The following is a 25,883-nucleotide window of genomic DNA, read 5'->3' as shown; positions in this document are numbered from 1 at the left end:
TCTTCCAGATCACGTTCATGAAGATCCTCTTCGCTGGTACTTCGGGTTCCGAGGCGGACGGATCGTCCGCGAGCAGATCGGGGCTCGGTCAGCCGCAGCTGGCGGCCGGGTAGCTGACCTCGCGCTCCACGCTGACGGGCGAACCGTCGATCGTGGCTGTCGCGGTCAGGGTGACCACATCACCGGGCACAGCGACCTGGCGGGTGGTGAAGGACGCCGACGCCGACTTGCCCGCGGCCAGCGAAGTGAACGTCTTCGAACCGTACGGCGTCGACGACGACACCGACACGGGCACGTCGTTGCCGTTCGTGACGGTCAGCACCTGCACGACCTTGCCGACGACGCAGCGCGAGGTCACCACTCCGGAGATGTCCAGCTGCGGTCCGGTCGACGGATTCACCGTCACGGTCACCGATACCTGGCGGTTGTCGGGCGCGACCTCTTCGTCAGACTCCATGTCGAAGATCGGCATCCCGTCCGAAGCGAAGTGGACGCGACGGACGAACATGTCGCGACCGGTCAGGCCACGGTTGCTGGTGCGGGCGTGGAAGACGTAGAGCAGGTTGTCGTCCTCATCCATCGACCACATGCCGTGACCCGTGCCCAGCTGCCAGGCGCCGTTGAACATGCCGGACTTCTGGACCGGGTAATTCAGCTTGGTCCAGGCGGCCGGCGACGTCAGGTCGACGTTCTCGCCGGCCTTCGCGGTGATCAGACCGGTCGTGTAGGAGTCGCCCACGCTCGAGCCGGAGTAGATCATGAACAGCGTGCCGTTGTGCGCGTGGACGTTCGGGCCCTCCGCGATGACGTTGTCCCACGCGAATTCGGGCGGCAGGATGCGCACCGGCGCCGACGTCAGCCGCGTGGGGTTCGCGGGGTCCATCTTGGCGATGAACACCGACCCGAGCATCTGCCAGGCGTAGTACGACTGACCCGAGTCCTCGAAGTAGGTCATGTCGAGCGAGATGTTCTGCACCGGGTTGAGGATCGAGCCGTCGGCGCGAAGCACCTTCTGGGCCTTCGTCCAGTTCGCCGGGACCGCCGGGTCCAGGTCGTTGCCCTGGGCGTCCTTCTTCAGCTGGATGATGCTCGCGCGGCCGGTCCACATGTCGGGCTGACCGTTGGAGCCGTTGTAGCAGGGCATGAAGAAGATCGTGAGCGTGTCGTTCACGAGGTGGAACTCCGGAGCCCAGAAGCACCCGGTCATCACCGCTCCCTCCGCGTCGGTGTCGCCCCGCTTCAGCAGGTCGATCTCGACGTTGCGGCCGGCCCGGATGGCGTCGTCCGAGAGGTCCTCGATGTTGTCCGCGATGCGGATCGGCATGTGCGGCCCGTTCGCAGGATTGACCGGATTGAGGTTGAGGTCCTCCGTCGCGATCATCAGGAACTTCGTCTGCCCGTTCCAGTCGAACTTGAAGATCGACGGGTCGGCGCGTTCATCCGCGAACGGCGTCGCGTACTGCGGGTGCTTGATCGCGCCGGTGACGGTATAGGTGCCGGGCGTCGTGACGTCGACGGCGGCGAGGGACTCGGCATCCCACTCGATCGCGCGCGATGCAGTGGAGCCGTCGTTGTACGACAGTTGCGCACGCTGCGGCAGATCGCCGGCGGCGATCTCGTCGCCGGCTTCGATCTCGACGCCGGCGAGGTCGTCGACCCCGGTGTTCACGATGCGGCCGAAGCGAACCTTCAGAGCGTCGGCGACCTCGGTCGAGACGACGATCGCGTTGCCGGTCGCGTAGTTCGGGATGCCGGTGTCTGCCGTCCCCGCGTTGGCGGGAATGGAGCCGCGCTCGACGTCGCCACGCGTGGTCGCATCCGTGAGGCTGCCGAAGGTGGTGTAGAAGGGCGCCCCGGCGTCGGAGGTCCAGCTCACGACGAAGCGCTCGGAGGCGGAATCCCAGATCACGGCCGGATCGTTGACGCCGCTCGTGACACCGAGATCGACCATGCCGACCTCCTGGTACGACAGGAGGTCCGCACTGCGGGCGTACAGCAGGCTGCTGGACTGCAGCCCCTCGCGACCACCGTTGCGCAGCGTGCGCGTGGCGACGATGCCGAAGCCGCCGTCCGCCTCGTAGAACACGTGCGGGTTGCGGAGGCTCCGGATCAGGCCCTCGCTGGGTCCGTTCGCGGGAACGGGTGCCGAGGTCTTCGGGAAGAAGATGCCGTAGTTCTCGTTCAGCGGTGTCCACCTGCCCTCGGATTGCAGGGCGAGGTGCATGCTGAGCGCGACGTCGGCGTTGTTGGCCTCGGCCACCGTGGTGGGGTTGCGGTTGTAGGCGAGCAGCTGCGGGGCCCCGGCGGGCATCACCCGGACGGCGAAGGCCCGGTCGACGCTCGCCCCGGAGGTCGCGTCGGTGACCCGGACGGTGATCTCGCCGTCCTGCGGCTCCTCCGACGAAGAGGTGATGGTCTCGCCGGCCGCGATGTCGCCGCTGACCGCGGCCACGGCGACGGTCGTGCCCTCGGGCGCCGCGGGAAGCGCCGTGCCCGAGCGCATGACGGACGGAATGACGAAGCGCTGCGCGAGGCGCTCGATGCGCTCCTCAGACGTCTCCTCACTGGGCAGCACCGTGACCGTGATTGTCTTGCTCGCGCTCAGGCCTCGCACCGACGCCGTTGCCGTCAGCTCGACGGCGACAGCGGGCTGGCCGGACAGCGGCGCGGTCACGAGGCCCGTCGGAGCGACGACCGCGGGGTTGCTCGACGTCCACGTGACGCGTCCGCTCGCAGTCGGCAGGTCGATGTCTGTCGAGGTCTCGAGGTCGGCGACGCCGAGCCCGTCGATGATCGCCTGCGCCTGAGCCTGCAGTTCCGCGGCGTTGAGCTGCGCGTCCGCGGCTGAGACGTCGGCGACCTCGGCCGCCGACAGCGCCCGGTCGTAGACGCGGAACGACGAGATCGCCCCCTGGAACAGCGGGTCGGGCCACGGAGCGCGCCCGATCGTGTTGAGGGACTGATCGACGATGTCGGCCGGCGTCGCGGCGACAGAGCCGTGCGCCACGCGCACGCCGTCGATGTAGAGCGAGGCCGTGCCGGCGGCCCCGTCGACGACCGAGGTCACGTTGACCCACCGGTTCGCCGTCACACCGCACGAGCCCGCCTGCACGAGTTGCTCGACACCGCCGGCCTTGATGCCGACGAGGGGCGCGCGGCTGGAGCCGCAGTTGAGCGACGCGAAGAAGTACTCGGTGGCGGATGACTCGTTGCCGACGTTCCACAGGAAGTGGAATCCGGTCAGCATCGCCGCCGAGGCCTTGACCTCGGCGGTCACCGTCGCCGACTGCTTGCCCGTCAGGATGTCGTCGGGAAGCTCGACCCAGTTGCCGGTCGACGTCTTCGCACCGCCGCGGAGGGTCAGGGAGGATCCTGTCCAGTCGGCGGCCTGCACGTTCCGTACGGTGGCGGCGCCGAGAGCGGATCCGTCGGCGGAGTTGGGCACCGTGGCACCGGATGCCTGGGTGAACAGGTACTCGGCGACGAGTCCGTCGTCGGGGAGCGCGGCGTGGGCGGTGCTGACGCCCATGCCGATGACCATGGCGCCGGCGGCGGCGACCGCCACCGAGGCTCTGCGAGCGCGGGTAAACAATCTCATCTTCACTCTCCATCAAGTGACTGACCGTCGTCGGGCAGGTTGTTATCGCTCACGTTAGCGGTAACTCGTTAAGAATCTCCAGCATCGATGTCTGGAAACCGCTAACTTCGTTGACTCGAGTCAACTTCCTAATTCTGTTGATGTGAGCGCTAACGCGCTATCCTCGCAACATCGCCTGCACTCCCGAGTGGGCGACAGGCCGCGATGGAGAGGTTTGACATGGCAACGAAGTCCTGGCGACGCGTCGGGATGGCAGGCGCGGCGATCGCCGCGCTCGCCATCGGCGTGCTCGCACCGCCGGCAGCACACGCCGACCCGACACCCCCCGACCCGAATCTGCTGTTGCATTACGACTTCAGCACTCCGGGCGAGGCGGCGGACGTCTCGGGCAACGGCAACCACGGCACGATCCTCGGCACCGGAGCGAGCGTCGCCGACGGCGTGCTCACGCTCCCGGGCGGGGCATCCAACAGCGGCGCGGGCCACGTCCGCTTCCCGGCGAACCTGTTCGACGGCAAGGACACGCTCACGATCTCGACGTGGCTGCGCAACGAGACAGGCGCCGGCAACTACGCCGCTCTCTTCTTCGGCTCCACCGCCAACCCGCCGTCGCAGTACTACATGCTCAACCCGCGCAACCCGCAGAACCGCATGAAGTCCGTCGTCACGGGTGCCCCGAACGCCAGCGCCCCGTGGGGCACCGAGTACGGGATCTCGCCGACGACGGCTTCGCAGGGCGTGCTCGGCCCCACCACCGGCACGCAATGGACGATGTACACGACGGTCATCACCGCCAACACGATCACCGGCTACTACAACGGCGCGCTCGTCGGCCAGGTGGCGATCCCCCGCAGCGTCTCGCAGTTCGGAACCGGCCTCGTGGGGTACATCGGCCGCTCCTCGTACCCCGACATCTTCTACAAGGGCGGCGTGGACGACGTGGTCGTCTCGACTTCCGCCTACACGCCCCAGCAGGTCGCCGAGCTCTACCACCTGAGCGAGCGCGTCCCGGCATCCCAGACCATCGCATCGATGACCGCCGACGCCGACGCCGTCTCGCTGCCGGCAGAGGCGATCACCGACATCTCCCTGCCCGCGACGGGCTCGGTCGGTCAGTCCCGCATCGAGTGGGCGTCCTCGCAGCCCTCGGTGCTCGCAGCAGACGGCCGCGTCACGCGCCCGGCGGAGGGTCAGCCGGACGCCGCCGTGACGCTCACGGCGACATTCACGCTCGCCGGCGAGACGCTCACCCGCGGCTACGATGTGACGGTGCCGGCGTTCGACGCTCAGCGCGACCTCGATCGCACCGCTGAGTCGTTCGACCTCGGGATCTCGGTGGTCGCCTCCGACATCGTCCTGCGAGACAGCGTGGACGGCGCGGACCTCAGCTGGAGCTCGTCGAACCCGACCGCCGTGTCGACCGACGGCACCGTCACCCGCACCGAAGCCGACCAGCAGGTCGAGCTCACCGCGACGTTCGCGCGCGACGGACGCACCGCCCAGCGGAGCTTCACCGTCACTGTGCGCGCGCAGGACGCCGGTCAGGCGGTGGCATACGTCCGCACCGGCGACACCGCCAAGACGGAGGTGCTGCACCTCGCAGCCGCCGCGGATGGCGACGCGCTGGTGGCGCTCAACAACAACAAGGGCGTGCTGTACCCGGCCTTCGGCACCGGCACGTCGCGATTCGCCCACCCGACGCTGTTCCGCCACCCCGACGGCAGCTTCGGCATGGTCGCCTCCGACAACGCCTCGAACGGCCGGATCTTCGTCTACCGCTCGACGGACCTGGTGACCTTCACCGACCAGAAGTGGGTGCAGACCAATACCCAGGGCATCACGGTCGCACGGGCCGATGTCTCGTACGACAACGGTCTGCGCGCATACCGCGTCGTTCTTCGCACGCCGGCGGGAGCTTCGTACGAGGTCACGACGGCCGACTTCGCCACCTTCAGCGCCCCGGTGGCGGTCGAGGCACCCGCGACGCCCGGTGTCTCCGGGCTTCCGGCCGGCGCGATCGAGGCCTCGGCCCTTCGGGTCACGGCAGCGGAGCTCGCCGTGCTGCAGAAGGCGCTCGGCCGCATCGTCAACACGACGGTGGATGCCGGCGAGGACGTCGAGGTCGAGTTCGGCGGCGAGCTGACCCTGCCCGAGAAGGTGCAGCTGGGTTACTCGGACGGTTCGTCCAAGCAGCTCGGCGTCGACTGGGACACCAGCGCTGTCGATCTGCAGAAGCCCGGCACGTACACGGTCACCGGCACGGTGAACCAGCCCGTCTACGGCGACGAGAAGGGCATCCTCGTCCGGGAGCGGGCCGACCCGTGGGTGCTCCGCGACGACGAGCGCACGGGTTCGGCCGAGTACTACCTGACCGGCTCGTTCCCCACGACGCAGTCGAACACCCGCGTCGGCTACGACCGGATCGTGATCCGCCGCGCCGACACCATCAACGGCCTCACCACCGCGCAGGAGAACGTGCTGCTGTGGGCGAACAACGCACAGTCGCCCGACACGTCGAACGGGTCGAAGGTCGCCACGACCGCGTTCCGCTACTTCTGGGCGCCGGAGTTCCACAAGATCAACGGCGACTGGTACATCCTGTTCACGTCGAGCCGCAACGGCGACGTGTTCAACATCCGCCCCGCGATCATGCGAGCACCCGGTGACACCGACCCGATGGTCGCGTCGAACTGGGAGCACCTCGGCTACATGAAGGCGGCACCGGGCGACACCTCGGCGTTCACCAGCTTCTCGCTCGACATGACGTACTTCGAAGCGAACGGCAAGCACTACATGGTGTGGGCCGAGAAGCCGGGAAGCTCCGACCTGCGGATGGCCGAGATCGACCCGTCCGACCCGAGCCAGCTGATCGGTCCGTCGATGCTGCTCTCGACCCCCAACTACGCGTGGGAACGGACGAACTCGCAGGTCATCAACGAGGGAGCCGCGGTCATCAAGAGCGACAAGGAGGTCTTCGTCTTCTTCTCGGCCTCCGAGGTGAACGAGACCTACTCGATCGGCATGCTGCGCGCGCCGATCGACGGCGACCTGATGAAGCCGTCGACCTGGAAGAAGACCGGCTACCCGCTGCTGACGTCCGATGACTTCGGCGGCCAGCAGCAGGGCCCGGGTCACAACTCGTTCACGCTCGACGCGGACGGCAACCCGGTGATCGTGTACCACGCCCGCCCGCCGTTCTCGGAGTGGATCCCGGGCGCCGACGGCGGCCTGAACGACCCGAGCCGTCACGCGCGGGTCAAGACGGTGCACTTCGCCGCCGACGGTTCGGCCGTGCTGAACCAGACGCGTGAAGAGGAGCTCGCCCCCGCGAACCGGACGGTCTCGCTGACGGTCACGGTCACCGGCAGCGCCTCGCCGCAGCTGAACGTCTCGGGCGTGGTGATCTCGCGGTGCATCGCCGGCAAGGTCGTCCAGGTCTTGACCGTCACCAACAGCGAGGGCTTCCCCGTGACGGTCGCGGCCACCACCCCCTTCGGGTCGAAGTCGTTCGGCGCGCTGGCTGCCGGCAAGTCGGTCTCGGCGTCGTTCACGACGCGGCAGGTGGCGGTGCCCGCCGACTCTGCCACGCTGACGGCGACAGCCACGGTCGGCGGCGAGCCGGTCTCGGTGGTGCAGGAGGTGCCGACACCGGCGAGCACCTGCGGCGGCTGACACACCCACAGGCACCGTTGGGTCGGAAAGGGCTCGTTCTCTGAGAGAGCGAGCCCTCTTCCGTTCCCCCGATCACCTCTCGCACCCTCTCTCCCGGGATCGACGGATGCCGGTGGCCGCCGTTTCCGCCCCGCTCCCTCAACGCGTGGCACGCTGGAACCATGCGTATCGCTCTCACCGGCTCCTCCGGCAAGCTCGGCACCGTCGTCGCCCGCGAACTCCGTGCGGCGGGGCACGACGTCATCGGTCTCGATGTCGTCGGCACCCGCGGCCCCGACTTCGTCCAGGTCGACCTCACCGACTACGGGCAGGTCGTCGACGCCCTCACCGCGGTGAACGACCGTCACGACGGGTTCGACGCGGTGGTGCATCTCGGCGCGATCCCCGCGCCCGGCATCCGCTCCGACGTCGCCACGTTCCACAACAACATGGCAGCCACCTTCAACGTGTTCTGGGCCGCCGTGAGGCTCGGCATCCGTCGCCTCGTCTACGCGTCGAGCGAGACGGTGCTGGGTCTGCCGTTCGACGTGCCGCCCCCGTACATCCCGGTCGACGAGGAGTACGCGCCGCGCCCCGAGTCGGTGTACTCGCTCGTGAAGACGCTCGAGGAGCGCATGGCGGTGGAGCTGGTGCGGTGGCACCCCGACCTGTCGATCACGGCGTTCCGGTTCTCGAACGTCATGGTGCCGGAGGACTACGCCGAGTTCCCCTCGTTCGACGCCGACGCGCGCCGTCGCAAGTGGAACCTGTGGGGCTACATCGACGCGCGCGACGGCGCCCAGGCGGTTCAGCGCGCGCTCGAGGCCGCCCCGGCCGGCTTCGAGACCTACATCATCGCGGCGGCCGACACCGTGATGTCGCGCCCGAACGCCGAGCTCGTCGCCGAGGTGTTCCCCGGCGTCGAGACCCGCTCGTTCGGCGAGCACGACACGCTCCTGTCGATCGACAAGGCGCGCCGGATCCTCGGCTACGAGCCGCAGCACTCCTGGCGCGACCATGTGGCGGCCGGATGAGCGAAGACCCCCGCGAGAAGGCTGAGCGCTACCGCTTCGAGAAGTGGCAGCGCGAGCAGGGCCTCGTCCCGTCGGGCGACGACCCCGGCCACCCCGAGCCGTCCGGCTCGTCGGAGGCGGGCCGTGCGTACTCGGCCGCGGACCGCGCCGCCGTCGTCGAGGTCTCGATCCAGCAGGCGATCCGCCGCGGCGAGTTCGACGATCTGCCCGGTGCGGGCAAGCCCATCCCCGGGCTCGGCCAGAGCCACGATCCGGACTGGTGGATCCGGCGCAAGATCGAGTCCGAGAAGCTCACCGGTCTCGGGCCGCCGGCGCTGATGCTGCGGGTCGAAGACCGCGAGCTCGAAGCGCGGCTCGACGAGCTGCACCACGAGCACGGGGTCCGCGAAGCCGTGGAGGACTTCAACCGGCGGGTGATCGAGGCACGGCGGCAGCTGCTCGGCGGACCACCCGTGGTGACGCCGACACGCGACGTCGACGCCGAGGTCCGCGCGTGGCGCGAGCGGCGGGCGGCACGCGTCGCCTCGGACGAGACGGATGCCGCGCCTCCCCGCCGCCGGACCTGGTGGCGGCGGCGCGGGGCGTAGCCGAGCCGGTGCGCGACTAGGGGTTCGGGTTGGTCGCCGCGCCGTCGAGCCACAGCACGTTCGACGGGTCGGAGTGCGTGCCGTCGGTGCCGACGTGCTTGTCGCTGATCTGCGGACCCTTCGTGAGGACGTGGTACAGCGCCATCGCGTGACCGCGGCCGAGGCCGTAGTCGGCGGCGAGCCACTCGACGACCGGCGTCGCCTTGGTGTTCTCGTCGAAGCCCCGCTCGTGGGCGATCTCGATGAGCCGGCGTGGCGTGAGCCCTGTCTTCTTCTCGATCGTGTCGAGGTATGCCTGGAACGACATGTGGTTCTCCTCAGCGGTCGGTGGTGGGGATGTCGAGCACTCCGGGAGCATCCTGCCACTCCTGGATGATGCGGTCCGACGCGTGGATGCACAGCACCCGCAGCCGGCCGGTGCCGCTGTTCTTGAAGCTGTGCCATTCGCCCGCGGGCGCCGTGGCGGTGTCGCCGGCGACCGCCCGCAGGGTGCGGTCGCCGATCGTGATGCGGGCTTCGCCCTCCAGCACGACCCACGTCTCGGGGTAGGGGTGGCGGTGGATGTCGGGGCCCTGCCCGGGCTCGTTGTCGACGAAGAAGTACGAGACTCCGGCGCCGTGCTCGGCGCCGATGAAGCGGCGGGTGCGGCCGGTGCCGATGACCAGCTCGGCCCCGGGAACGATGGCCGGCGTGACGATGGTGGCGGTGTCGGTGTTCATGCCCACAGCTTTTCGCCGCGGCATCCGTCGCCCTAGAGTTTCGATGTGGATCGAAAGTACGTCGATTTCCGGCTCGCGCCCGATGATCTCACCGCGATCCGGTTCGGCATCTCGCCGGGGCACGAGCTGTGCCACGCGGTGCGCGCGCTGCAGCGGCCCGATCACTATCCGCTGCAGTGGGGATGGATGCGGGCAGCTCGCGGCGCGATCCCGCGGGAGGACTTCGAGGTGCTCGCGCTGCTGATCCGCGACGACGGCTACTTCCCCGACTTCCTCACCACGTCGCCCACGTGGGAGCTCACGCCCGAGGCCGAGTCGGAGCGCCTGCGCGACATCGACGACGCGCGATACCAGGTCGATATGACCAAGGTGCTCGTGCGCACCGAGGGCGAGGCGCGCCGCGCCGCGGTGCAGCGCATGCTCGACCACCCCGACCGGGCGCGCGCAATGATCGCCGAGGCGTGGCTCGGCGTGTGGAACGCGGCGATCGCGCCGGTGTGGACCCAGCTCGAGCGCGTGCTGCGCGCCGACATCGCCGTGCGCGCCCGCCGCATCGCCGAGAGCGGTATCGGCGCGATGATCCAGACGCTGCACGAGCGGGTCGCGTGGCAGCACGGCGCGGTGCGCGTCACGATGCGCATCTGGAGCGAGGTCGTCGACTGCCGGGGCAGCGGTCTCGTGCTGGTGCCGTCGGTGATGGGCTCGACCGGGTGCAACGTGCTCACCGAGCCGCCGGCGCAGCCGACGCTGTTCTACCCCGCGCAGGGCGTCATGGCCTCGTGGGCGCGTGACCCCGCCGATGTCGAGACGGCGCTGGGAGCCCTGCTCGGGCCGGCGCGGGCACGCATCCTGCTCGACGCGCACGAGCCCCGCACGACCTCGCAGGTCGCGCGGGACTGCGCGCTGGCGGTCTCGACGGCGTCGCACCACCTCACCGTGCTGCGCGACGCCGGGCTGGTCGCGAGCACGCGCGCGGGGGCACGGATGCTGCACCGCCGGACCCCGCTCGGCGAGGCGATGGTCGGCGCCGTCCTCTGACCGCCGAGTCCGGACCGGACCTCATCGGCGCGCGATCGTCGACCCTCGGATGACGAGCCGCACCGGCAGGTGGTGGATGCCTTCGCCGATGTCGACGCCGTCGATCGCGTCGAACACCCGCTGGGCCGCCTGGCGTCCGAGCTGCTGCAGGTTCGCGTCGATGCTGGTCAGCTGCGGACGCGAGTTCGTCGCGAGCACCTTCCAGTTGTCGTAGCCGATCACGGCGAGGTCATCGGGAACCGTCCGACCGAGGTCGCGCGCGGTGTCGAGCACACCCCTCGCGATCTGGTCCGAGCCGCAGAAGATCGCATCGACATCGGGGTGTCGCTGCAGCAGCATCGCCGCAGCATCCCTCCCCCAGTGCTCGCTCCACTCCGAGAACAGCGGCTCGCCGACCAGCTCGAGGCCGGCAGCGTCGAGCGCCGCATGGGCGCCGGCGATGCGGTCCTGCGCCGCTGCGTACGCCGGGTCGCCGGTGATATGTGCGATGCGGGTCCGACCGCACGAGAGCAGGTGCTCCACCGCGAGGCGGCCGCCGGCGTAGTTGTCGGGGGTGAGCGACAGGTCACGCGAGTCGTCGGACGGAGCGTACGCGTAGACGACGGGCACGGGGATCTCCTGCCCCAGGGACGGTCGCGGGTCGGTCTGGCGTCCCACGACGATGATGCCGTCGACGCGCCGGCTCAGCAGCGCCTTGAGGTGGTGCTGTTCGCGGATGGCGTCGCCGCGCGCGTCACACAGAAAGACGTTCACCTTCCCGGCTCCGAAAGCGTCTTCGGCCCCCATCAGGATCGGGAGCATGAAGCGGCCCTCGAGGTCGCTCGTGAGGAGACCGACGGTGCCGGTGCGGCCGGCCAGCAGCCCTTTCGCCATGGCGTTCGGGGTGAATGCCAGCTCATCCGCCGCACGCAGGACGCGCTGCCGCGTCGCCACCGCGACATCGTCCCTGTTGTTGAGCGCTTTCGAGGCGGTCGCGATGGACACGCCTGCCCGCCGCGCCACGTCGCTCAGCGTGGCGGCCCGCGGGCCCGTCTCATTCGTTGCCACGGGCACCTCCTCTGGTGCTGAAAGGTTATCGCCGACGATACTTGACGACGCGACGATCCTCACGATAGCTTGCTCGAAATGGCTTTCGGTCTTTTCGAAAGTACAGCACCCCAGCAGCGGTGCCGACCCGATCGGCGTCATCCGCTCGAAGAAGAGCCAGAGGAGACAGTTGCATGATCACCACCCGACGTCGTGGCGCGTTGCGCGCGGCCACGGCCCTCGTCACAGCGGGGGCTCTCATCGGCGCCCTCGCCGCTTGCTCGGGCACGGGGAGCACCACCACCCCGGCCGAGTCCATTCCCGCTGAAGGCGTCGACGACGGCTCGACGCTCACGCTGTGGACGCGGGCACCCCTCGAGAAGCAGGCGAACCTGCTCGTCGACGCCTACAACGCAACCCACGAGAACCAGGTCGAGCTGACGGTCGTACCCAACGACGACTACGTCGCGAAGGTGGGCGCCGCCGCAGGATCGGGCGGGCTCCCCGATCTCTTCGCCGCGGACATCGTGTACGTTCCGAACTGGGTCGAGCAGGGGCTGTTCCAGGACCTCAGCACCCAGATCGACGGTCTCGACTACAAGGACGAGATCAACAAGGGTCACCTATCGGCCGGCACCGATGCCGACGGCAACGAGCACGTGCTGCCGTTCGTGCTCGACCTCTCGATGCTCTTCTGGAACAAGGAGCTGTTCGCCGAGGCCGGACTCGACCCCGAGAAGGCGCCCGCGACGCTCGAGGAGTACGCCGAGGCGGCCAAGCAGATCCAGGCGCTCGACAAGGAGGGCGTGTACGGCACCGCGACGGGCCTGAACTGCGGCGGATGCCTCGTCTTCACGTGGTTCCCCAGCATCTGGGCGTCGGGCGAGGAAGTCCTCAGCGAGGACGGACGCGAGTCCCTGCTCGCGAACGACGCCGCGCAGGAGGTCTACGCGACGTGGCACGAGCTGTGGGAGTCGGGTGCAGTGCTGCCGAGCTCGCAGGACGAGGCCGGTCCCACGTGGACGGCCGGATTCACCGAGGGCAATGTCGGCCTCATGTTCTACCCGGCGACGCTGCTGTCGTCCACCCCGTTCGACGCGGGGGTGGCTGGCATCCCCGGTGTCGACGGCGGCGCATCGACGTTCGTCGGCGGTGATGGGATCGGCGTCTCGAAGGACTCGGAGCAGTCGGCTCAGGCGTGGAACTTCCTGACGTGGCTGATGTCGGAGGAGGCGCAGGTCGAGGTGCTGGCGAAGAACAACGACGTCGTCTCGCGCGCCGACTTCGCCGACAACGAGTACGCCGCCCAGGACCCGCGCCTGGTGACGATCAACGAGGTGGCATCCGAGGGCGACACCCCCGTGGCGCTCAACTTCCAGCAGGCGTTCAACGCACCCGGCAGCCCGTGGCTGACCCTGGTACGCAACGCCGTCCTGCAAGGCACCGACACCGTCGACGCCGACAACGACGCGATCACCGAGATCCTCGCCCAGTGATGCCCGGTGGTGGCCCGGGCGACCGGGCCACCACCCCCACTCCCCCGGAGAACGACATGTCCGCCGACACCCTCACGCCGTCCACGCGCGCGGCGAGCCCGCCGAGCGCTCCGCGGACCAGACGCCGCACGCCGCGCGCGCGACGCGATGCCGTGCGGGGCTGGCTGTACGCCTCACCTACGGCGCTGTTCGTCGTGTTCGTCTTTCTCGTGCCGCTGGTGCTGGTGCTGCAGATGTCGGCGTCCGACTGGCCGCTGCTAGCCGGCAACCGGGGGTGGAACCTCCCCCAGAACTACATCGACGCGGTGGACCACCGGCTGTTCTGGGACTCGATCTGGTTCACCCTGAAGTACACGGTCGTCACGACGGTCCTCCTGATCGGCCTCGGCCTCGGGCTCGCGCTGCTGGTGCAGGAGTCGACGCGATGGAAGTCCTTCCTCCGCACGTCGTTCCTCGTGCCGAGCGCCCTCGGCCTGGCCTCGGCATCCCTTCTCTTCTACGTCCTCTACTCGCCATACGCCGGCCCGTTCGCCGACCTCATGCGGGCGTGGGGCTTCACGTTCCTGGGCACGCCGGAGGGTGCGCTGTGGTCCACGGTCTTCCTGATCGTGTGGCGGTACGCGGGCTTCTACATGCTCCTGATGCTGGTCGGACTCCAGGCGATCCCCGACGACGTGTACGAGGCTGCGCGCATCGACGGCGCTTCGACCTGGCAGACGTTCCGCAGCATCACGGTGCCGCTGTTGCGCCCGACGTTCGCGCTCACGATCGTGCTGTGCGTCACAGGCTCGCTGCTCGCCTTCGAGCAGTTCTACATCCTCACCAAGGGCGGACCCGACAACAGCACGATGACCATCGTGCAGCTGATCTACAACGTGGCCTTCCAGGGGCAGAACAACCTCGGCATCGCCGCCGCGCTGTCGGTCATCGTGCTGCTCGCCCTCATCGTCATCAACATCCTCCAGCTGCGCGCCTTCCGCCGCGCCGACGAGGACTGAAAGAGCCCGCCATGTCTGCACAGACCCTTCCGTCGGCGACGCGACTCATCCAGACGCGCTCGCCACGTCAACGCGGCCGACGCTCCGCCGCCCGCCTGGTGTTCGGCATCCCGTACGCCGTGCTCACGACCGCTCTCGCGATCATGTTCCTCTACCCGCTCATCTGGACGGCGGTCTCTTCGGTGGCGCCTCGGGCCGGCACGAGCCAGCCCGAGGGGTGGGGGCTGGGCAACTACGCCGCGCTGGCCGACTACCAGGCCGGCATCTGGGTGTATCTCGGCAACTCGACGTTCGTAGCGCTGCTGACGGTGCTGCTCACACTGGTGGTCGCGACGCTGGGCGGGTACGCCTTCGCGCGTTTCTCGTTCCCGGGCAAGAACCTGCTGTTCCTCACCGTCCTGGCGATCCTCATGGTGCCGTACGCGACACTGCTCATCCCGCTCTACGTGATCCTGAACGCCGTCGGGCTCAGCAACTCGCTCGTCGGCGTCGCGATCGTGCTCACGATGTTCCAGCTGCCGTTCTCGATGTTCATGATGCGGATCTCGTTCGAATCGGTGCCGCGCGAGCTGGACGAAGCAGCCATGGTCGACGGCGCCACGACGTTCGGAGCGCTCCGCCGGGTGCTGCTCCCCGCTGTCAAGCCGGGCCTCATCACGGTCGGCATGTTCGCTTTCCTCGCGGCGTGGAACGACTTCATGGCTCCGCTGATCCTCATCACCGACACCAACAGGATGACGCTGCCCCTTGCCGTGTCGAACCTCCGAGTGCAGGTGCAAGGCGTCATCGACTACGGCGCCACAGAGGCGGGCGTGGTCGTGCTCGCGCTGCCCTGCATCCTTCTGTTCCTGCTGCTGCAGCGCCACTACGTCCGCGGATTCATGTCGGGAGCGTTCAAAGGATGACCATGCACACCATCACACCGGCGCCGCAGGCACCTGCCGTCCCGAGCTGCGGACGCCTGCGACCGCTCGGTCTCGGCGACGTCCGCATCACGGGCGGGTTCTGGGCCGCACGGCAGGAGGTCAACGGCCGCCACACCCTCGACCACATCGGGTCGCGCCTCGAGTCCGAGGGCTGGCTTCCCAACTTCGACCTGGCGGTCTCGGGGGGCCTGCCCGCGCAGCGGCGGGGGCGGGAGTTCTCGGACTCGGAGGTGTACAAGTACCTCGAGGCGCTGGCGTGGGAGATCGGCCGCACCGACGACGACGCGCTCGAAGAGCGCTTCCGCGAGGTCGTCGGCCGCGTCGCCGCCGCCCAGGAGGAGGACGGGTACCTCAACACGATGTTCGGCCGACCCGGGCAGGGCCCGCGCTGGTCCGACCTCGAGTGGGGTCACGAGCTCTACTGCTTCGGGCATCTGTTCCAGGCGGCGGTCGCGCGCGAGCGCACGCGGCCCGGCGCCGGCGAAGGGCTCCTGGGGATCGCGCGTCGCGCAGCCGATCTGGTGTGCGAGGTGTTCGGCCCGGAGGGCCGCGACGCGATCTGCGGTCACGCCGAGATCGAGGCGGGACTGGCCGAGCTCTCGCGCGTGACGGGCGACCGCCGCTACCTGGCCCAGGCGCGGCTGTTCGTCGAGCGCCACGGCAAGGGCACGCTCCGCGACATCGAGTGGGGCCGAAAGTACTTCCAGGACGACGTGCCGGTGCGCGAGGCGACCGTGCTGCGCGGTCACGCCGTGCGCGCGAACTACCTGTCGGCGGGTGCGATGGACGTCGCCGTCGAGACCGGCGACAACGAGCTGCAGAAGGCGCTGCGGTTGCAGTGGGAGCGCACGATCGCACGCCGCACGTACGTCACCGGGGGTCAGGGCTCGCACCACCAGGACGAGGCGTTCGGCGAGGACTGGGAGCTACCCCCCGACCGCGCCTACTCCGAGACGTGCGCGGGCATCGGCTCGATCATGTTCACCTGGCGGCTGCTGCTCGCCGGTGCCGATCCGCGCCACGCCGACCTCATCGAGCGCACGTTCTACAACGTCGTGGCCACCTCGCCGGCTCCCGACGGCCGTTCGTTCTACTACGCCAACACGCTGCACCAGCGCGTGCCGGGCGCTCCCGCAGACCCCGACGTGACCTCGCCGCGCGCGTCGTCCTCACTGCGCGCGCCGTGGTTCGAGGTGTCGTGCTGCCCGCCGAACGTCGCACGGACCCTCGCGAGCCTCGACGCCTACGTCGCCACGGCGGACTCGGACGGCATCCAGTTGCACCAGTACGCGCCGTCCGAGATCCGCACGACCCTCGACGACGGGCGCGTGGTCGCCTTCGACGTCGACACCGACTACCCCGCGGACGGGCGCGTGACGATCACGCACGTCTCCGATGCCGACGAGCCGTGGACCCTCAGCGTCCGGGTGCCGGCGTGGGCGTCGGGGGCGTCCCTGCGCATCGTCAGCCCCGACTTCGTGCAGCAGCGGACGGTGGAGCCCGGCATGATCGAGATCCGCCACGCCTTCCGCGCGGGGGATGTCGTCGAGCTCGATCTGCCGATGGCGCCGCGCGTCTCGGCGCCCGACTCGCGGATCGACGCGGTACGCGGCTGCGTCGCGATCGAGCGCGGGCCCGAGGTGCTGGCACTGGAGTCGGTGGACCTCGCACCCGCCGGTGTCGGCGACGTCGCAGCGGTCGCGCTCGCACCGGACGCTCAGCCCGTGGAACGCCAGGGCCGCGTGTGGGTGCCGGTGGTGCCGCTGCCGCTCGACGACGCGGCGTGGCCCTATGGCTCGCCCTCCGGCGACATCGACGCGGAACCGATCGAGGTGCCGCTGGTGCCGTACCACGAGTGGGCTCAACGCGGCCCGTCGACGATGCGCGTGTGGATTCCCTCCTCGAGCTGACGTCGCCGCCTGCTCTGCGCTCGTCCAGGAAGCCGCGGTAGACTCGCCGTGCCCATCCTCGATGTGCATCTACCTGTCCGCGCTCCGGCGCCTGCGACAAGGCGGCACGATGTACCGCCGTCCGCGGCGGAGAGCCAGGAATTCAGATGCACACCACGATCGCCGAGCCCGAGACGACCGACGTCCGCGTCGGACGCCGCCCGAGCCTCATCCGCGAAGCCGGCTACACGTACTTCCCCATCGCGCTGATCGCACGACTGCCGTTCGCGATGATGGTGGTCGGCATCCTCACCCTCGTCGTCTCGGCGCGCGACTCGCTCGCGCTCGGCGGCGCCACCAGCGCGATGACCGGTCTCGGCACCGCGCTCATCGGGCCGCTGCTCGGCGCCGCGGCCGACCGGTTCGGCCAGCGCCGCGTACTGCTGGTCGCGGGGACGGTCAACAGCCTGCTGCTGGCGGCGATGGCGTGGCTGGCGTTCTCACCGGCACCGGATGCCGCGCTCCTGGGAGTGGCGTTCCTCATCGGCGCGACCATGCCGCAGGTGGCGCCGCTGTCGCGCAGCCGCCTCGTCGGCATCATCGGTCGCGCGTTCCCGAAGGACGGCCGCACGAAGGTCGTCAACGGCACGATGGCGTACGAGTCGGCGGCGGACGAGATCGCGTTCGTCTTCGGTCCCGTCATCGTGGGACTCCTCGCGACCACGATGAGCCCCGCAGCCCCCGTCATCGGCGCGGCGCTGCTCGCCCTCGTCTTCGTGACGGCGTTCGCGCTGCATCCGACCGCGGCGACCCCGGCCGCGAGCCGCGAGAAGGGGTTCGCGCAGGCCCCCGCCCGAGAGCTCTTCCGGGCGCGCATCCTGGCGCCGGTCGCCGGCGCCCTGGGCATGGGGCTGTTCTTCGGCTCGATGCTGACCTCGCTCACGGCGTTCATGGCCGAGCGCGGCGCCCCCGAACAGGCCGGCCTGGTCTACGGCGCCATGGGCCTCGGGTCGGCGGCGCTGGCGCTCGGCGTCGCCCTGTTCCCGGCGCGGTTCACGCTCACCGCGCGCTGGCTGACGTTCGCGACGATCCTCGTGGGCGGCACGATCGCGCTGCCCTTCGTCGACAGCGTCGCCGCGATCGCGGTGTGCCTGCTCGTGATCGGCATCGGCATCGGTCCGACGCTCGTCTCGCAGTACAGCCTCGCGGCGGCGTTCAGCCCGCGCGGACGCTCGGCGACGGTCATGACGATGCTCGGGTCGGCGGTCATCGTGGGTCAGTCGGCGTCGTCGGCCATCACCGGCGTCATCGCCGACGCGGCCGGCTCGGCCGTCGCCCTGTACGCCCCGCTCGCCGCGGCACTCCTCGTGCTCGGTGCGGGTGTCGCGGCCGCGATCGCCTCGCGCCGCTGATCCCGACCCGGCTCAGCGCTTCGCGTCGGCGAGGAGCTGCCGGATCTCGGCCATCGTCTCCTCCGACTGCGCGAGCAGCACGCGCAGTCGCTCCGCGCTCTCGTCCGCGAGGCTCGCACCGGGGGCGACGGATGCCGCAGCCGCCGGTTGCGGCATCCCCGCGGGATCCTCGGCCTCCGTCGTGGCGGTGACAGCCTCGGCCTCCGTCGTGGCGGTGGCCTGCGTCGCACCCGGGGCCTCGGCATCCGTCGCCCCGTCCTCCGGCTCGGCGGGCTTCGACGGCCCGAGGAACAGGTTCGCGAGGTACCCGGTGAACGTGCCGAAGATGCCGACGCCGACCACGATGATCAGGACGCCGATGAGCCGCCCGGCGTTGGTCACGGGGTACTGGTCGCCGTAGCCGACGGTCGAGATCGTGACGACGGTGTACCAGAGCGCATCCGATGCCGAGGTGATGTTGGCGCCGTCGGCCTTGCCCTCGACCGCGAGGATCGAGAGGCTGCCGAACTGCAGCACCAGGATGCCGAGCAGCAGCAGCGTCATGAGGGCGCTGTTGGCGCGATCGTGGATCAGCGTGCTCCACAGCGTCCGCGGGCCCAGGTCGCGCAGCAGCCGGAAGACGCGGATGAGGCGGAAGATCCGCAGCACCTTCAACTGCGCGAACGGCAGGCTCGCGAGGAGATCGGCCCACCCGAAGCCGCGGAAGAAGTAGTGCGCGGCCGACGGCGCCGTGAAGATCCGGAACAGGAAGTCGCCGAGGAAGATGCCGCTGAACAGCGCATTCATGACAGACAGGACGAGCTGCAGCGACGGGTCGGACGCGAACACGAGCATCAGCACGAGGTTCGCGATCGACAGGATCGACAGTGCGCCGATGAAGATCTCGTACGCGGTGTTCTTCAGCTCGGAGCGGATTCGGGTCCGCGCGCGCTCTCTCGCCATGGCAGTGCCTCCCGGTCGCGGGCGTCAGGGTGCGGCCCGCGGCACCATTGTGGGCCCTTCCGGGACGTCGCCGCTTCACTCGATGTCGACGAAGCAGGCCTCGTGATACCTTGTAGCTCTATGTACCTCGCAGTTCTAGGTATGAAGGGGTCGCATGAAGATCGGCAAGGACCTGGTCGCCGCCGCGGCGACGCCCATGGTGCTCGGCATCCTCGCCGACGGCGAGTCCTACGGCTACGCGATCCTGCAGCGCATCAGCGAGCTGTCGGACGGCGAGCTCGAATGGAGCGACGGGATGCTGTACCCGCTGCTCCATCGGCTCGAGAGGCTCGGACACGTCGAGGCGACGTGGGGCGTCTCGCCCGCCGGGCGCCCGCGCAAGCACTACCGCCTGAGCAGCACCGGCCGCGCGGCGTTCGCCGAGCAGCGCCGGCAGTGGAGCGTCGTGAGCGCGGCGCTGCAGCAGGTGTGGACCGAACGCGACGGCGGAAGGGCGTTCGCGCCGGACCGCGGGATCGCCCCGGGACTCGGAGGGGCCTGACATGAGCGAGGATCTCGAACCGCGTATCGAGGAGCAGATCGCCGCGTGGCGGACGTACGTGTCGCGAGGAGCGGCGATCGACGTCCGCGACGTCGACGAGCTCGAAGACCACCTGCGCGGCCAGATCGACCGGCTTGAGGTATCCGGTCTCGCCCCCGACGAGTCATTCCTCATCGCCGTCAAGCGCCTCGGCGCGCTCGACGACCTCTCGCGCGAGTTCGCACGGGAGCACTCCGACCGGCTGTGGAAGCAGCTGATGTTCGCCGACGCACCCGACCGGCCGCGCGGCAGCCGATCGCTGTGGCTCGCGCTGGGGCTGGCGATCGGGGCGGCCCTCGCGATCAAGGCGCCGGCGCTCTTCGGCATCGAATGGGCAGCGGACGGCGACTTCTACGCACGCTTCGGCGCGCTGCTGGTGCTGCCCTTCCTGGCCGCGTTCTTCCTCGTCGACCGCCGCGCCTCGCCGCGGACGATCGCCTTCGTCGCCGTGCCGTTCGTGCTGGGCGCCGTCGTGATGGCGGTGTACCCGTTCGCCCCCGACGGGGCGACGCTGGTGCTCGCGGCCCTTCACCTGGTCGTGGTGCTGTGGCTGGTGATCGGCATCGCCTACGTCGGCGGCGCCGTGAGGTCGAGCCGCGCCCGCATGGACTTCATCCGCTTCACCGGCGAGTGGTTCGTGTACTTCGTGCTCATCGCCCTGGGCGGCGCCGTGCTCATCGGGCTGACGGTCGCCGTCTTCGCGTCCATCGGTCTCGATGCGAGCCGCTTCGTCGTCGACTGGGTCCTGCCGTGCGGCGTCGCGGGCGCCGTGGTCATCGCGGGCTGGCTCGTCGAGGCGAAGCAGAGCGTCGTCGAGAACATCGCCCCGGTGCTCACGAGGCTCTTCACGCCGCTGTTCACGCTGCTGCTCCTCGCGTTCATCGTCGCGGGCTTCCTGCAGGGCAACCTCGTCGAGTCGGGCGGCGACGTGCCCGAGGTGTTCGGTCAGCGCGACCTGCTGATCCTCTTCGACATCGTGCTGCTCGTCGTGCTCGGCCTGCTCCTGTACGCGCTGTCGGCGCGCGACGGGCTGGCGCCGCCGTCATGGTTCGACCGGCTGCAACTGGTGATGGTGGCGGCGGCCCTCGTGGTCGACATCATGGTGCTCGTCGCGATGATCGGCCGCATCGCCGAGTACGGCGCGAGCCCCAACAAGCTCGCCTCGCTCGGGCTCAACCTCATCCTGTTCGCGAACCTCGCGGGCGCCGCGTGGCTGCAGCTGCGCTTCCTTAGGCGCAAGACCCCGTTCGAGCGCCTCGAGCGCTGGCAGACGGGCTGGCTCCCGGTCTACCTCGTGTGGGCCGCGATCGTGGTGGTCGTCTTCCCGCCGGCGTTCCAGTACGTCTGACCCCACGTCGCCCGTCACTCCGACGTGCTGCGCGGCCGGAACCGCAGGGCGGCCGCCCCCGACCGGAACTCCCGACGGTGCACGAGTTCGAGCTCGATGCGCTCGCGCAGACCGGCGAGCAGCGTCGGCCCGTGCCCGGCGAGGACCGGCTGCACGACGAACTCGTACTCGTCGATGAGCCCCAGATCCGCCAGCGCCAACGGGAGCTTCACGCCGCCCACCCACAGGAGCTCGCCCGGCTCCTGCTTGAGCCGCCGAACCGCTGGTCCGAGCTCGCCCCGCGTCAGCTCGGCATTCCAGTCGACCGCGGTCAGCGTGCTCGACACGACATGCTTCTGCGACCGGTCGATGGCCTCGGCGAACGGGACCTCCCACTCGCTCATCCAGTCGGGCCATGTCCCCGTGACCGGCTTCCGCCAGGCCGCCTCCATCATCTCGTACGTCACCCGCCCGAACAGGAGGGCGTCGGCCTGCTCCATCTCGTCGGTCCAGTAGCGCATGGACTCCTCGTCCGGAGGAAGTCCCGCCTCATGGTGGCAGCAGCCGTCGAGCGTGACGTTGATCGAGTATCGAAGTGTCCTCATCGCCCGCTCTCCCTTGACGCACGTCCCGCGATCACCTGGGGACCGTCGTCAGACTACTGCGAGACAGAAGGAGACGGTCCCCACGCCCACTCCGGGCGCCGCTGGTGCGGCGCCCGGAGCCTCGGGGCGCGGGGCCCAGCCTCGGTGCGAGGCATCCGTCCCCTCCTTGCTGCGCGGATCAGGCCGCGGCGTTGATCGCCTCGAAGAGGTTCTTGTACGCCGTCAGCGCGCTGTGCGACGGAACCGGAGCGGTGCGCTCCGCCTCGCCCGCCTGGATGAGTGCGCCCACCGTGGTGTCGGCCGTGCCGTCGCCGTTCGAATCGACTGGATCGTCGAGCGCGATCGCCCCGTCTGCGACGTTGAGCCACAGTGCGAGCAGATGCGCCTCGAACTGGTCCTCGGCGTTGTTCGTGTGCTTCGGCCACAGCGCCGCCACCGCATGCGCGGTGGTGGTCAGCGGCACATGCTCGTCGAACACCGCGCTCAGCACCCGCACCACCGAGAGCAGGCACGCCTTCTCGTCGGTCGTGTGACCGTGATTGCGCTTGTCGCGGTAGTCGGTCTGCCACACCCCGAGGGTGCCGGCATCCGTGCTCGTGCCGAGGACGATGACCTGCACCTGATCGGAGGCGGCGCCCCCGTCGTCGTCGGTCACCTCGACGCCGGTCGTCGCAGCGCACGCGATCGCGTACGTGTGAGGCGCGGCATCCGTCACATCACGAGGCTGGATGCTGGGACTCGGGTCGCCGTCGAACGCGGGCGGGTTCACCAGGTGCACGTTGACCGCAGTCGCGCCGTCGCCGTAGTCCCACGCGAACGTCAGGTCGTCGCTGCCCGGATCGGTGCCGCGCGCGGTGAAGTCCACCGGCTCGCCCGCCGTCCCGAAGACGATCTCCTGCCCGTTCCACGTGGTCGTCGCCGGTCCCGTGATCTCGGCCGTCGGCGCGACGTTCGCGACCGTCGCGGAGCCCGCGTCGGAGCCCGAGCCGCCGTCCTTGTCGGTCACGGTCACGGTGACGGGGAACACCCCGTCGTCGCCGTACACGTGGGTCGCCGTGACGGTGCCGGCGGCGATCGTCGCGGCGGTGACGCTGCCGTCACCCCAGTCGACGCTCGCCGTGTGCGTGTCGACGGTGCCCGGATCGGTGAAGTGGGCCTCGAGCGACACCGGCGCGTTCTCGTCGGCCGGCGAGATCGCATCGATCACGACGGTCGGCGCGACGTTGTCGACGTGGAGGTCGAACGACGCCTGCCCGGTCTCGCCCTTGTCGTCGGTCGCGGTGATCGTGACCGTCGTGTCGGCCGGACCGTCCGCCGGCGTGTGGGTCCACTCCCACGTCGAGCCGGAGCGCGTCACCGTTCCGATGCTCGCAGTGAGCGTGGTGACCGTGCCGTCGGAGTCGGCCACCGTGCCGGTGTTCGTCGCCTGCGAGCCTTCGTCGACGCTCACGGATGCGGCATCCGCCGTCACCGTCGGCGCCGCGTTCGCGGACTGCAGTGCGGCCAGCATGTCCAGGCGCGGCGTCGTGTTCGTCGTCGTGCCCGCCGCGTTGGTGGCGTAGGTGATCGGCACACCCGTCGAGGTGATGTCGTTCATCAGGTCGGTCACCGCCCTCGTCGGGTACGCCGAGCGAAGGACCGCGAGCGCGCCCGAGACGAACGGCGTCGACATCGAGGTGCCGCTCTTGCTGCCATAGACGTCGTCGTCGATCGCCGAGATGACGTTCGACCCCGGCGCCATGACGTCCAGGAGCGGACCCCGGTTGCCCGAGTTCGTCGTGGTGTCGTCGTCGTTCGTGCGCCCGACCGTGAACGCGGTCGAGATGCAGCCCGGCGCGCCCACCGAGTTCAGGAACGTGTTGTTCCCGGACGCGATGACCGTGGCGATCCCCGCGGCGAGGTTCGCGTCGACCGCGGCCTTGCGCGTGTCGCCGTCGCACGCCGACGAGAACTGTCCGCCGCCGAGGCTCATGTTGCTCGCCACGACGTTCCAGCCGGGGTTCGCCGCAGCCTGACCGCGCACCCAGTCGAGCGCCTGGATCTGGTCCGAGACGTACGCCAGCACGCACGGCGCCGCGTTCGGCGCGCAGCCGCTCGCAGTGTTGACGCGCGTGAACACCTGCACCGCGATGATCTGCGCATCCGGAGCCGCACCGTTGCCCGGCGGTGTGCCGGCCGGGTGGTCGCCGGCGCTTCCGGCCGCGATGCCGGCGACATGCGTGCCGTGGTCGCAGATGTTCGCTCCGCCGTTGACGCACGCGGCATTGTTGTCGCTGTCGATGTCGGCCGAGGTGTCTTCGGTCGTCCCGTCGGGACACAGGCTCGCCTCGTCGGGGTCGCCGTCGTCGTCATCGGGATCCGAGAAGCAGTGCTGCGCGACGATGCGCGACCCGAAGTACGGATGATCGGCGTCGATGCCCGAGTCGAGGATCGCGACCGTGGCGCCGGCCCCGGTGAACCCGAGAGCCTGCACGTCGTCGCCCTGGATCACCGGCAGAGAGCTGGCGAGCGCCGGCGGGTCGGCGAAGTCCTCCACGACCCCGCGGACGTGCGGGTTGTGCGCGAGGCCCTTCAGCGCGGTGCGCGGGACCTCCATGATGACGTAGGGCATGGTCGAGGTCTTCTTGACCTTGCTCGCGCCCTTGCCGACGCTGCGCACGACCTCGTCGGCCGACCCCTTGCGGTCGAGCTCCACCACGACGCGCACGCGATCGGGCGGTCCCGCAGAGTCGGGCGGCGCGGCGCTCGCGGGCGGCGCGAGAGCGGTGACGCCCAGCGCGAGTGCGCTCGCGACGAGCACCGGGATGATCCTGGATTTCATGATGAGTCCCCCCATCCGGCCGGCGCGGGCCGGAACCCCGGGCCGCGCCCGGTGGTATCTCCACCACGGAGGAGGAGGGCGGACGCCGCCCGCTGATACGCGGCGGCTCCGGCGCTGACGTGGCGCAAACGCCCGATCCGCGGCGATGCCCCGGGGTCGGGGCTTCGGCGCTCGGCCCCGGCTGCGACGCCCGGCGGCGGCGCCGGCGCCCGGCGGCGACTCAAGTGGCACAACACGCGGAATCGACACAGCGACCCCGCGTGTCGCGACCCGCGAACCTCCGGACCCTGAGCGGGCAACTGATGCCAGCTCCAACGCTGGGCCTCCGCCTCAAGTGGCACAACACGCGGAATCTACACAGCGACCCCGCGTGTCGCGACCCGCGAACCTCCGGACCCTGAGCGGGCAGCTGACGCCAGCTCCAAGGCTGGGCCTCCGCCTCAAGTGGCACAACACGCGGAATCGACACAGCGACCCCGCGTGTTGCGACCCCCGAACTCCCGACCCCCGACCCCCGCCCCCCGAGCCGCGCGGCAACTCAAGTGGCACAACACGCGGAATCGACACCGCGACCCCGCGTGTCGCGACCCCCGAACCCCGAACCCGCGAAACCCCGAACCCGCGAACACCCGGGACCCCGGAACACGTGGACCCCCCGCAACCCCCGGCGCGCGAGCGGGCAGGGGGTGCCGGCATCCGTCGCCCGCTCAGTCCTCCGGGCCGCGGCCGGCGTGGAAGCGCGAGCGGTAGCGCGCCACGGCTTCGTCGAGCAGCGCGTCGTCGAGCCGCGCGATCGGGATGACCTCGCGCAGCAGCGGCTCGCAGTCGGGGCCCCGGCCCACGACGGTGCCGCACAGCACCCACGCGTACCGGTCGGGGTTCTTCTCCTGCAGCTCGCGGTACTGACACACCTGGCGCGCGAGCCAGTCCTCGAAGGGCCGCGTCCACCACGGCTCGGCATGCAGCGGATTGACCGACAGCCCCGGCAGGGTCAGCCCGCTCTCGGTGTCGACGCTGGGGTCGCGATCCGACCCGGGCCCCTCGCTGTACCGGACGTACGTATGCCCGTAGCGCCGCACGGCCGCCGCGAGCTCGCCGAGCGACCGGTGCGTGTCGATCAGCGTCTCGGTCACGAACAGCGGCAGGCCGCCCGGCGGTACCGGGTGCCGGTCGGCGTCGGTCATCGCGGTCCTCCCTCCGGGACCGCCAGATTACGGATGCCGCCACCGCGGCC

General features: G+C 69.9%; 19 protein-coding genes. 11 read left to right on the top strand and 8 right to left on the bottom strand.

What is annotated here, in order from left to right:
- Positions 1–88 precede the first annotated feature (88 nt).
- Positions 89–3,565 carry a LamG-like jellyroll fold domain-containing protein gene (locus IM778_RS02555; RefSeq protein ID WP_194410545.1) on the bottom strand — a complete coding sequence of 1,159 codons (3,477 nt, stop codon included), beginning with the start codon at positions 3,563–3,565 and terminating at the stop codon, positions 89–91.
- Between the two features lie 252 nt (positions 3,566–3,817).
- On the opposite strand from IM778_RS02555, the gene IM778_RS02550 reads away from it, so the two are divergent.
- The 3 genes from IM778_RS02550 to IM778_RS02540 all read left to right on the top strand — a co-directional run bounded on the left by IM778_RS02550 (position 3,818) and on the right by IM778_RS02540 (position 8,870).
- Positions 3,818–7,270 carry a family 43 glycosylhydrolase gene (locus IM778_RS02550; protein WP_194410544.1) on the top strand — a complete coding sequence of 1,151 codons (3,453 nt, stop codon included), beginning with the start codon at positions 3,818–3,820 and terminating at the stop codon, positions 7,268–7,270.
- A gap of 161 nt (positions 7,271–7,431) precedes the next feature.
- Positions 7,432–8,283, top strand: a complete 852-nt coding sequence (locus IM778_RS02545) for an NAD-dependent epimerase/dehydratase family protein (protein ID WP_194410543.1) — start codon at positions 7,432–7,434, stop codon at positions 8,281–8,283.
- Positions 8,280–8,870 (top strand): DnaJ family domain-containing protein, encoded by a 591-nt coding sequence (locus tag IM778_RS02540; RefSeq protein ID WP_194410542.1) that lies wholly within the window; start codon positions 8,280–8,282, stop codon positions 8,868–8,870. The genes IM778_RS02545 and IM778_RS02540 overlap by 4 nt, the downstream gene beginning before the upstream one ends.
- A gap of 16 nt (positions 8,871–8,886) precedes the next feature.
- Here the strand turns inward: IM778_RS02540 and IM778_RS02535 are convergent, their stop codons facing one another.
- Both IM778_RS02535 and IM778_RS02530 read right to left on the bottom strand, forming a co-directional pair.
- Complete coding sequence (locus IM778_RS02535; protein ID WP_194410541.1) at positions 8,887–9,177, bottom strand: DUF4287 domain-containing protein; 291 nt, start codon at positions 9,175–9,177, stop codon at positions 8,887–8,889.
- Positions 9,178–9,187: 10 nt separating this feature from the next.
- On the bottom strand, positions 9,188–9,589 hold the full coding sequence (locus IM778_RS02530; protein WP_228484709.1) for a cupin domain-containing protein: 402 nt from the start codon (positions 9,587–9,589) through the stop codon (positions 9,188–9,190).
- Positions 9,590–9,634: 45 nt separating this feature from the next.
- Between IM778_RS02530 and IM778_RS02525 the strand changes: the two genes are divergently transcribed.
- The gene (locus IM778_RS02525) at positions 9,635–10,627 is read left to right on the top strand and encodes an ArsR/SmtB family transcription factor (RefSeq protein ID WP_194410539.1); all 993 of its coding nucleotides are present in this window, start codon (positions 9,635–9,637) and stop codon (positions 10,625–10,627) included.
- 21 nt (positions 10,628–10,648) lie between these two features.
- On the opposite strand, the gene IM778_RS02520 is transcribed toward IM778_RS02525, so the two are convergent.
- Positions 10,649–11,674, bottom strand: a complete 1,026-nt coding sequence (locus IM778_RS02520) for a LacI family DNA-binding transcriptional regulator (RefSeq protein ID WP_228484818.1) — start codon at positions 11,672–11,674, stop codon at positions 10,649–10,651.
- 173 nt (positions 11,675–11,847) lie between these two features.
- On the opposite strand from IM778_RS02520, the gene IM778_RS02515 reads away from it, so the two are divergent.
- The 5 genes from IM778_RS02515 (at position 11,848) to IM778_RS02495 (ending at position 18,374) form a co-directional block, all read left to right on the top strand.
- The gene (locus tag IM778_RS02515) at positions 11,848–13,149 is read left to right on the top strand and encodes an ABC transporter substrate-binding protein (protein WP_194410537.1); all 1,302 of its coding nucleotides are present in this window, start codon (positions 11,848–11,850) and stop codon (positions 13,147–13,149) included.
- A gap of 56 nt (positions 13,150–13,205) precedes the next feature.
- Positions 13,206–14,147: a carbohydrate ABC transporter permease gene (locus IM778_RS02510; protein ID WP_194410536.1), complete on the top strand. Its 942-nt coding sequence runs from the start codon at positions 13,206–13,208 to the stop codon at positions 14,145–14,147.
- A gap of 11 nt (positions 14,148–14,158) precedes the next feature.
- Positions 14,159–15,052 (top strand): carbohydrate ABC transporter permease, encoded by an 894-nt coding sequence (locus IM778_RS02505; RefSeq protein ID WP_194410535.1) that lies wholly within the window; start codon positions 14,159–14,161, stop codon positions 15,050–15,052.
- Positions 15,049–16,983: a glycoside hydrolase family 127 protein gene (locus IM778_RS02500; protein WP_194410534.1), complete on the top strand. Its 1,935-nt coding sequence runs from the start codon at positions 15,049–15,051 to the stop codon at positions 16,981–16,983. Before IM778_RS02505 ends, IM778_RS02500 begins: the two co-directional genes overlap by 4 nt.
- A gap of 146 nt (positions 16,984–17,129) precedes the next feature.
- Positions 17,130–18,374: an MFS transporter gene (locus IM778_RS02495; RefSeq protein ID WP_194410533.1), complete on the top strand. Its 1,245-nt coding sequence runs from the start codon at positions 17,130–17,132 to the stop codon at positions 18,372–18,374.
- 12 nt (positions 18,375–18,386) lie between these two features.
- Here the strand turns inward: IM778_RS02495 and IM778_RS02490 are convergent, their stop codons facing one another.
- Complete coding sequence (locus tag IM778_RS02490; protein ID WP_194410532.1) at positions 18,387–19,316, bottom strand: ion transporter; 930 nt, start codon at positions 19,314–19,316, stop codon at positions 18,387–18,389.
- Positions 19,317–19,470: 154 nt separating this feature from the next.
- Here IM778_RS02490 and IM778_RS02485 point away from each other — a divergent pair, with 154 nt between their 5' ends.
- Positions 19,471–19,857 (top strand): PadR family transcriptional regulator, encoded by a 387-nt coding sequence (locus IM778_RS02485; protein WP_194410531.1) that lies wholly within the window; start codon positions 19,471–19,473, stop codon positions 19,855–19,857.
- A gap of 1 nt (position 19,858) precedes the next feature.
- The gene (locus tag IM778_RS02480; protein WP_194410530.1) at positions 19,859–21,244 is read left to right on the top strand and encodes a permease prefix domain 1-containing protein; all 1,386 of its coding nucleotides are present in this window, start codon (positions 19,859–19,861) and stop codon (positions 21,242–21,244) included.
- Between the two features lie 14 nt (positions 21,245–21,258).
- Here IM778_RS02480 and IM778_RS02475 read toward each other — a convergent pair whose 3' ends face one another.
- The 3 genes from IM778_RS02475 to IM778_RS02465 form a co-directional block, all read right to left on the bottom strand.
- Positions 21,259–21,828, bottom strand: a complete 570-nt coding sequence (locus tag IM778_RS02475) for a dihydrofolate reductase family protein (protein WP_194410529.1) — start codon at positions 21,826–21,828, stop codon at positions 21,259–21,261.
- Positions 21,829–22,006: 178 nt separating this feature from the next.
- Entirely contained in the window at positions 22,007–24,649 is a 2,643-nt protein-coding gene (locus tag IM778_RS02470) for a S8 family peptidase (protein ID WP_194410528.1), read from the bottom strand.
- A 707-nt stretch (positions 24,650–25,356) separates the two neighbouring features.
- Positions 25,357–25,833, bottom strand: a complete 477-nt coding sequence (locus IM778_RS02465; protein WP_228484707.1) for a DUF6098 family protein — start codon at positions 25,831–25,833, stop codon at positions 25,357–25,359.
- Between the last annotated feature and the right edge of the window lie 50 nt (positions 25,834–25,883).

Origin of the sequence: Microbacterium cremeum (assembly GCF_015277855.1) — a bacterium.
GTDB lineage: Bacteria > Actinomycetota > Actinomycetes > Actinomycetales > Microbacteriaceae > Microbacterium > Microbacterium cremeum.
The sequence above is the reverse complement of the archived record's forward strand: the minus strand, read 5'-3'. Positions and strand labels throughout refer to the sequence as shown.

Bases quoted from the DNA above. Each gene is read 5' to 3' on its own strand.
- IM778_RS02540 (WP_194410542.1), top strand. From the start codon at position 8,280: ATGAGCGAAGACCCCCGCGAGAAGGCTGAGCGCTACCGCTTCGAGAAG.
- IM778_RS02545 (WP_194410543.1), top strand. From the start codon at position 7,432: ATGCGTATCGCTCTCACCGGCTCCTCCGGCAAGCTCGGCACCGTCGTC.
- IM778_RS02495 (WP_194410533.1), top strand. From the start codon at position 17,130: ATGCACACCACGATCGCCGAGCCCGAGACGACCGACGTCCGCGTCGGA.
- IM778_RS02550 (WP_194410544.1), top strand. From the start codon at position 3,818: ATGGCAACGAAGTCCTGGCGACGCGTCGGGATGGCAGGCGCGGCGATC.
- IM778_RS02515 (WP_194410537.1), top strand. From the start codon at position 11,848: ATGATCACCACCCGACGTCGTGGCGCGTTGCGCGCGGCCACGGCCCTC.
- IM778_RS02530 (WP_228484709.1), bottom strand. From the start codon at position 9,589: ATGAACACCGACACCGCCACCATCGTCACGCCGGCCATCGTTCCCGGG.
- IM778_RS02510 (WP_194410536.1), top strand. From the start codon at position 13,206: ATGTCCGCCGACACCCTCACGCCGTCCACGCGCGCGGCGAGCCCGCCG.
- IM778_RS02490 (WP_194410532.1), bottom strand. From the start codon at position 19,316: ATGGCGAGAGAGCGCGCGCGGACCCGAATCCGCTCCGAGCTGAAGAAC.
- IM778_RS02485 (WP_194410531.1), top strand. From the start codon at position 19,471: ATGAAGATCGGCAAGGACCTGGTCGCCGCCGCGGCGACGCCCATGGTG.
- IM778_RS02475 (WP_194410529.1), bottom strand. From the start codon at position 21,828: ATGAGGACACTTCGATACTCGATCAACGTCACGCTCGACGGCTGCTGC.
- IM778_RS02535 (WP_194410541.1), bottom strand. From the start codon at position 9,177: ATGTCGTTCCAGGCATACCTCGACACGATCGAGAAGAAGACAGGGCTC.
- IM778_RS02480 (WP_194410530.1), top strand. From the start codon at position 19,859: ATGAGCGAGGATCTCGAACCGCGTATCGAGGAGCAGATCGCCGCGTGG.
- IM778_RS02470 (WP_194410528.1), bottom strand. From the start codon at position 24,649: ATGAAATCCAGGATCATCCCGGTGCTCGTCGCGAGCGCACTCGCGCTG.
- IM778_RS02505 (WP_194410535.1), top strand. From the start codon at position 14,159: ATGTCTGCACAGACCCTTCCGTCGGCGACGCGACTCATCCAGACGCGC.
- IM778_RS02465 (WP_228484707.1), bottom strand. From the start codon at position 25,833: ATGACCGACGCCGACCGGCACCCGGTACCGCCGGGCGGCCTGCCGCTG.
- IM778_RS02500 (WP_194410534.1), top strand. From the start codon at position 15,049: ATGACCATGCACACCATCACACCGGCGCCGCAGGCACCTGCCGTCCCG.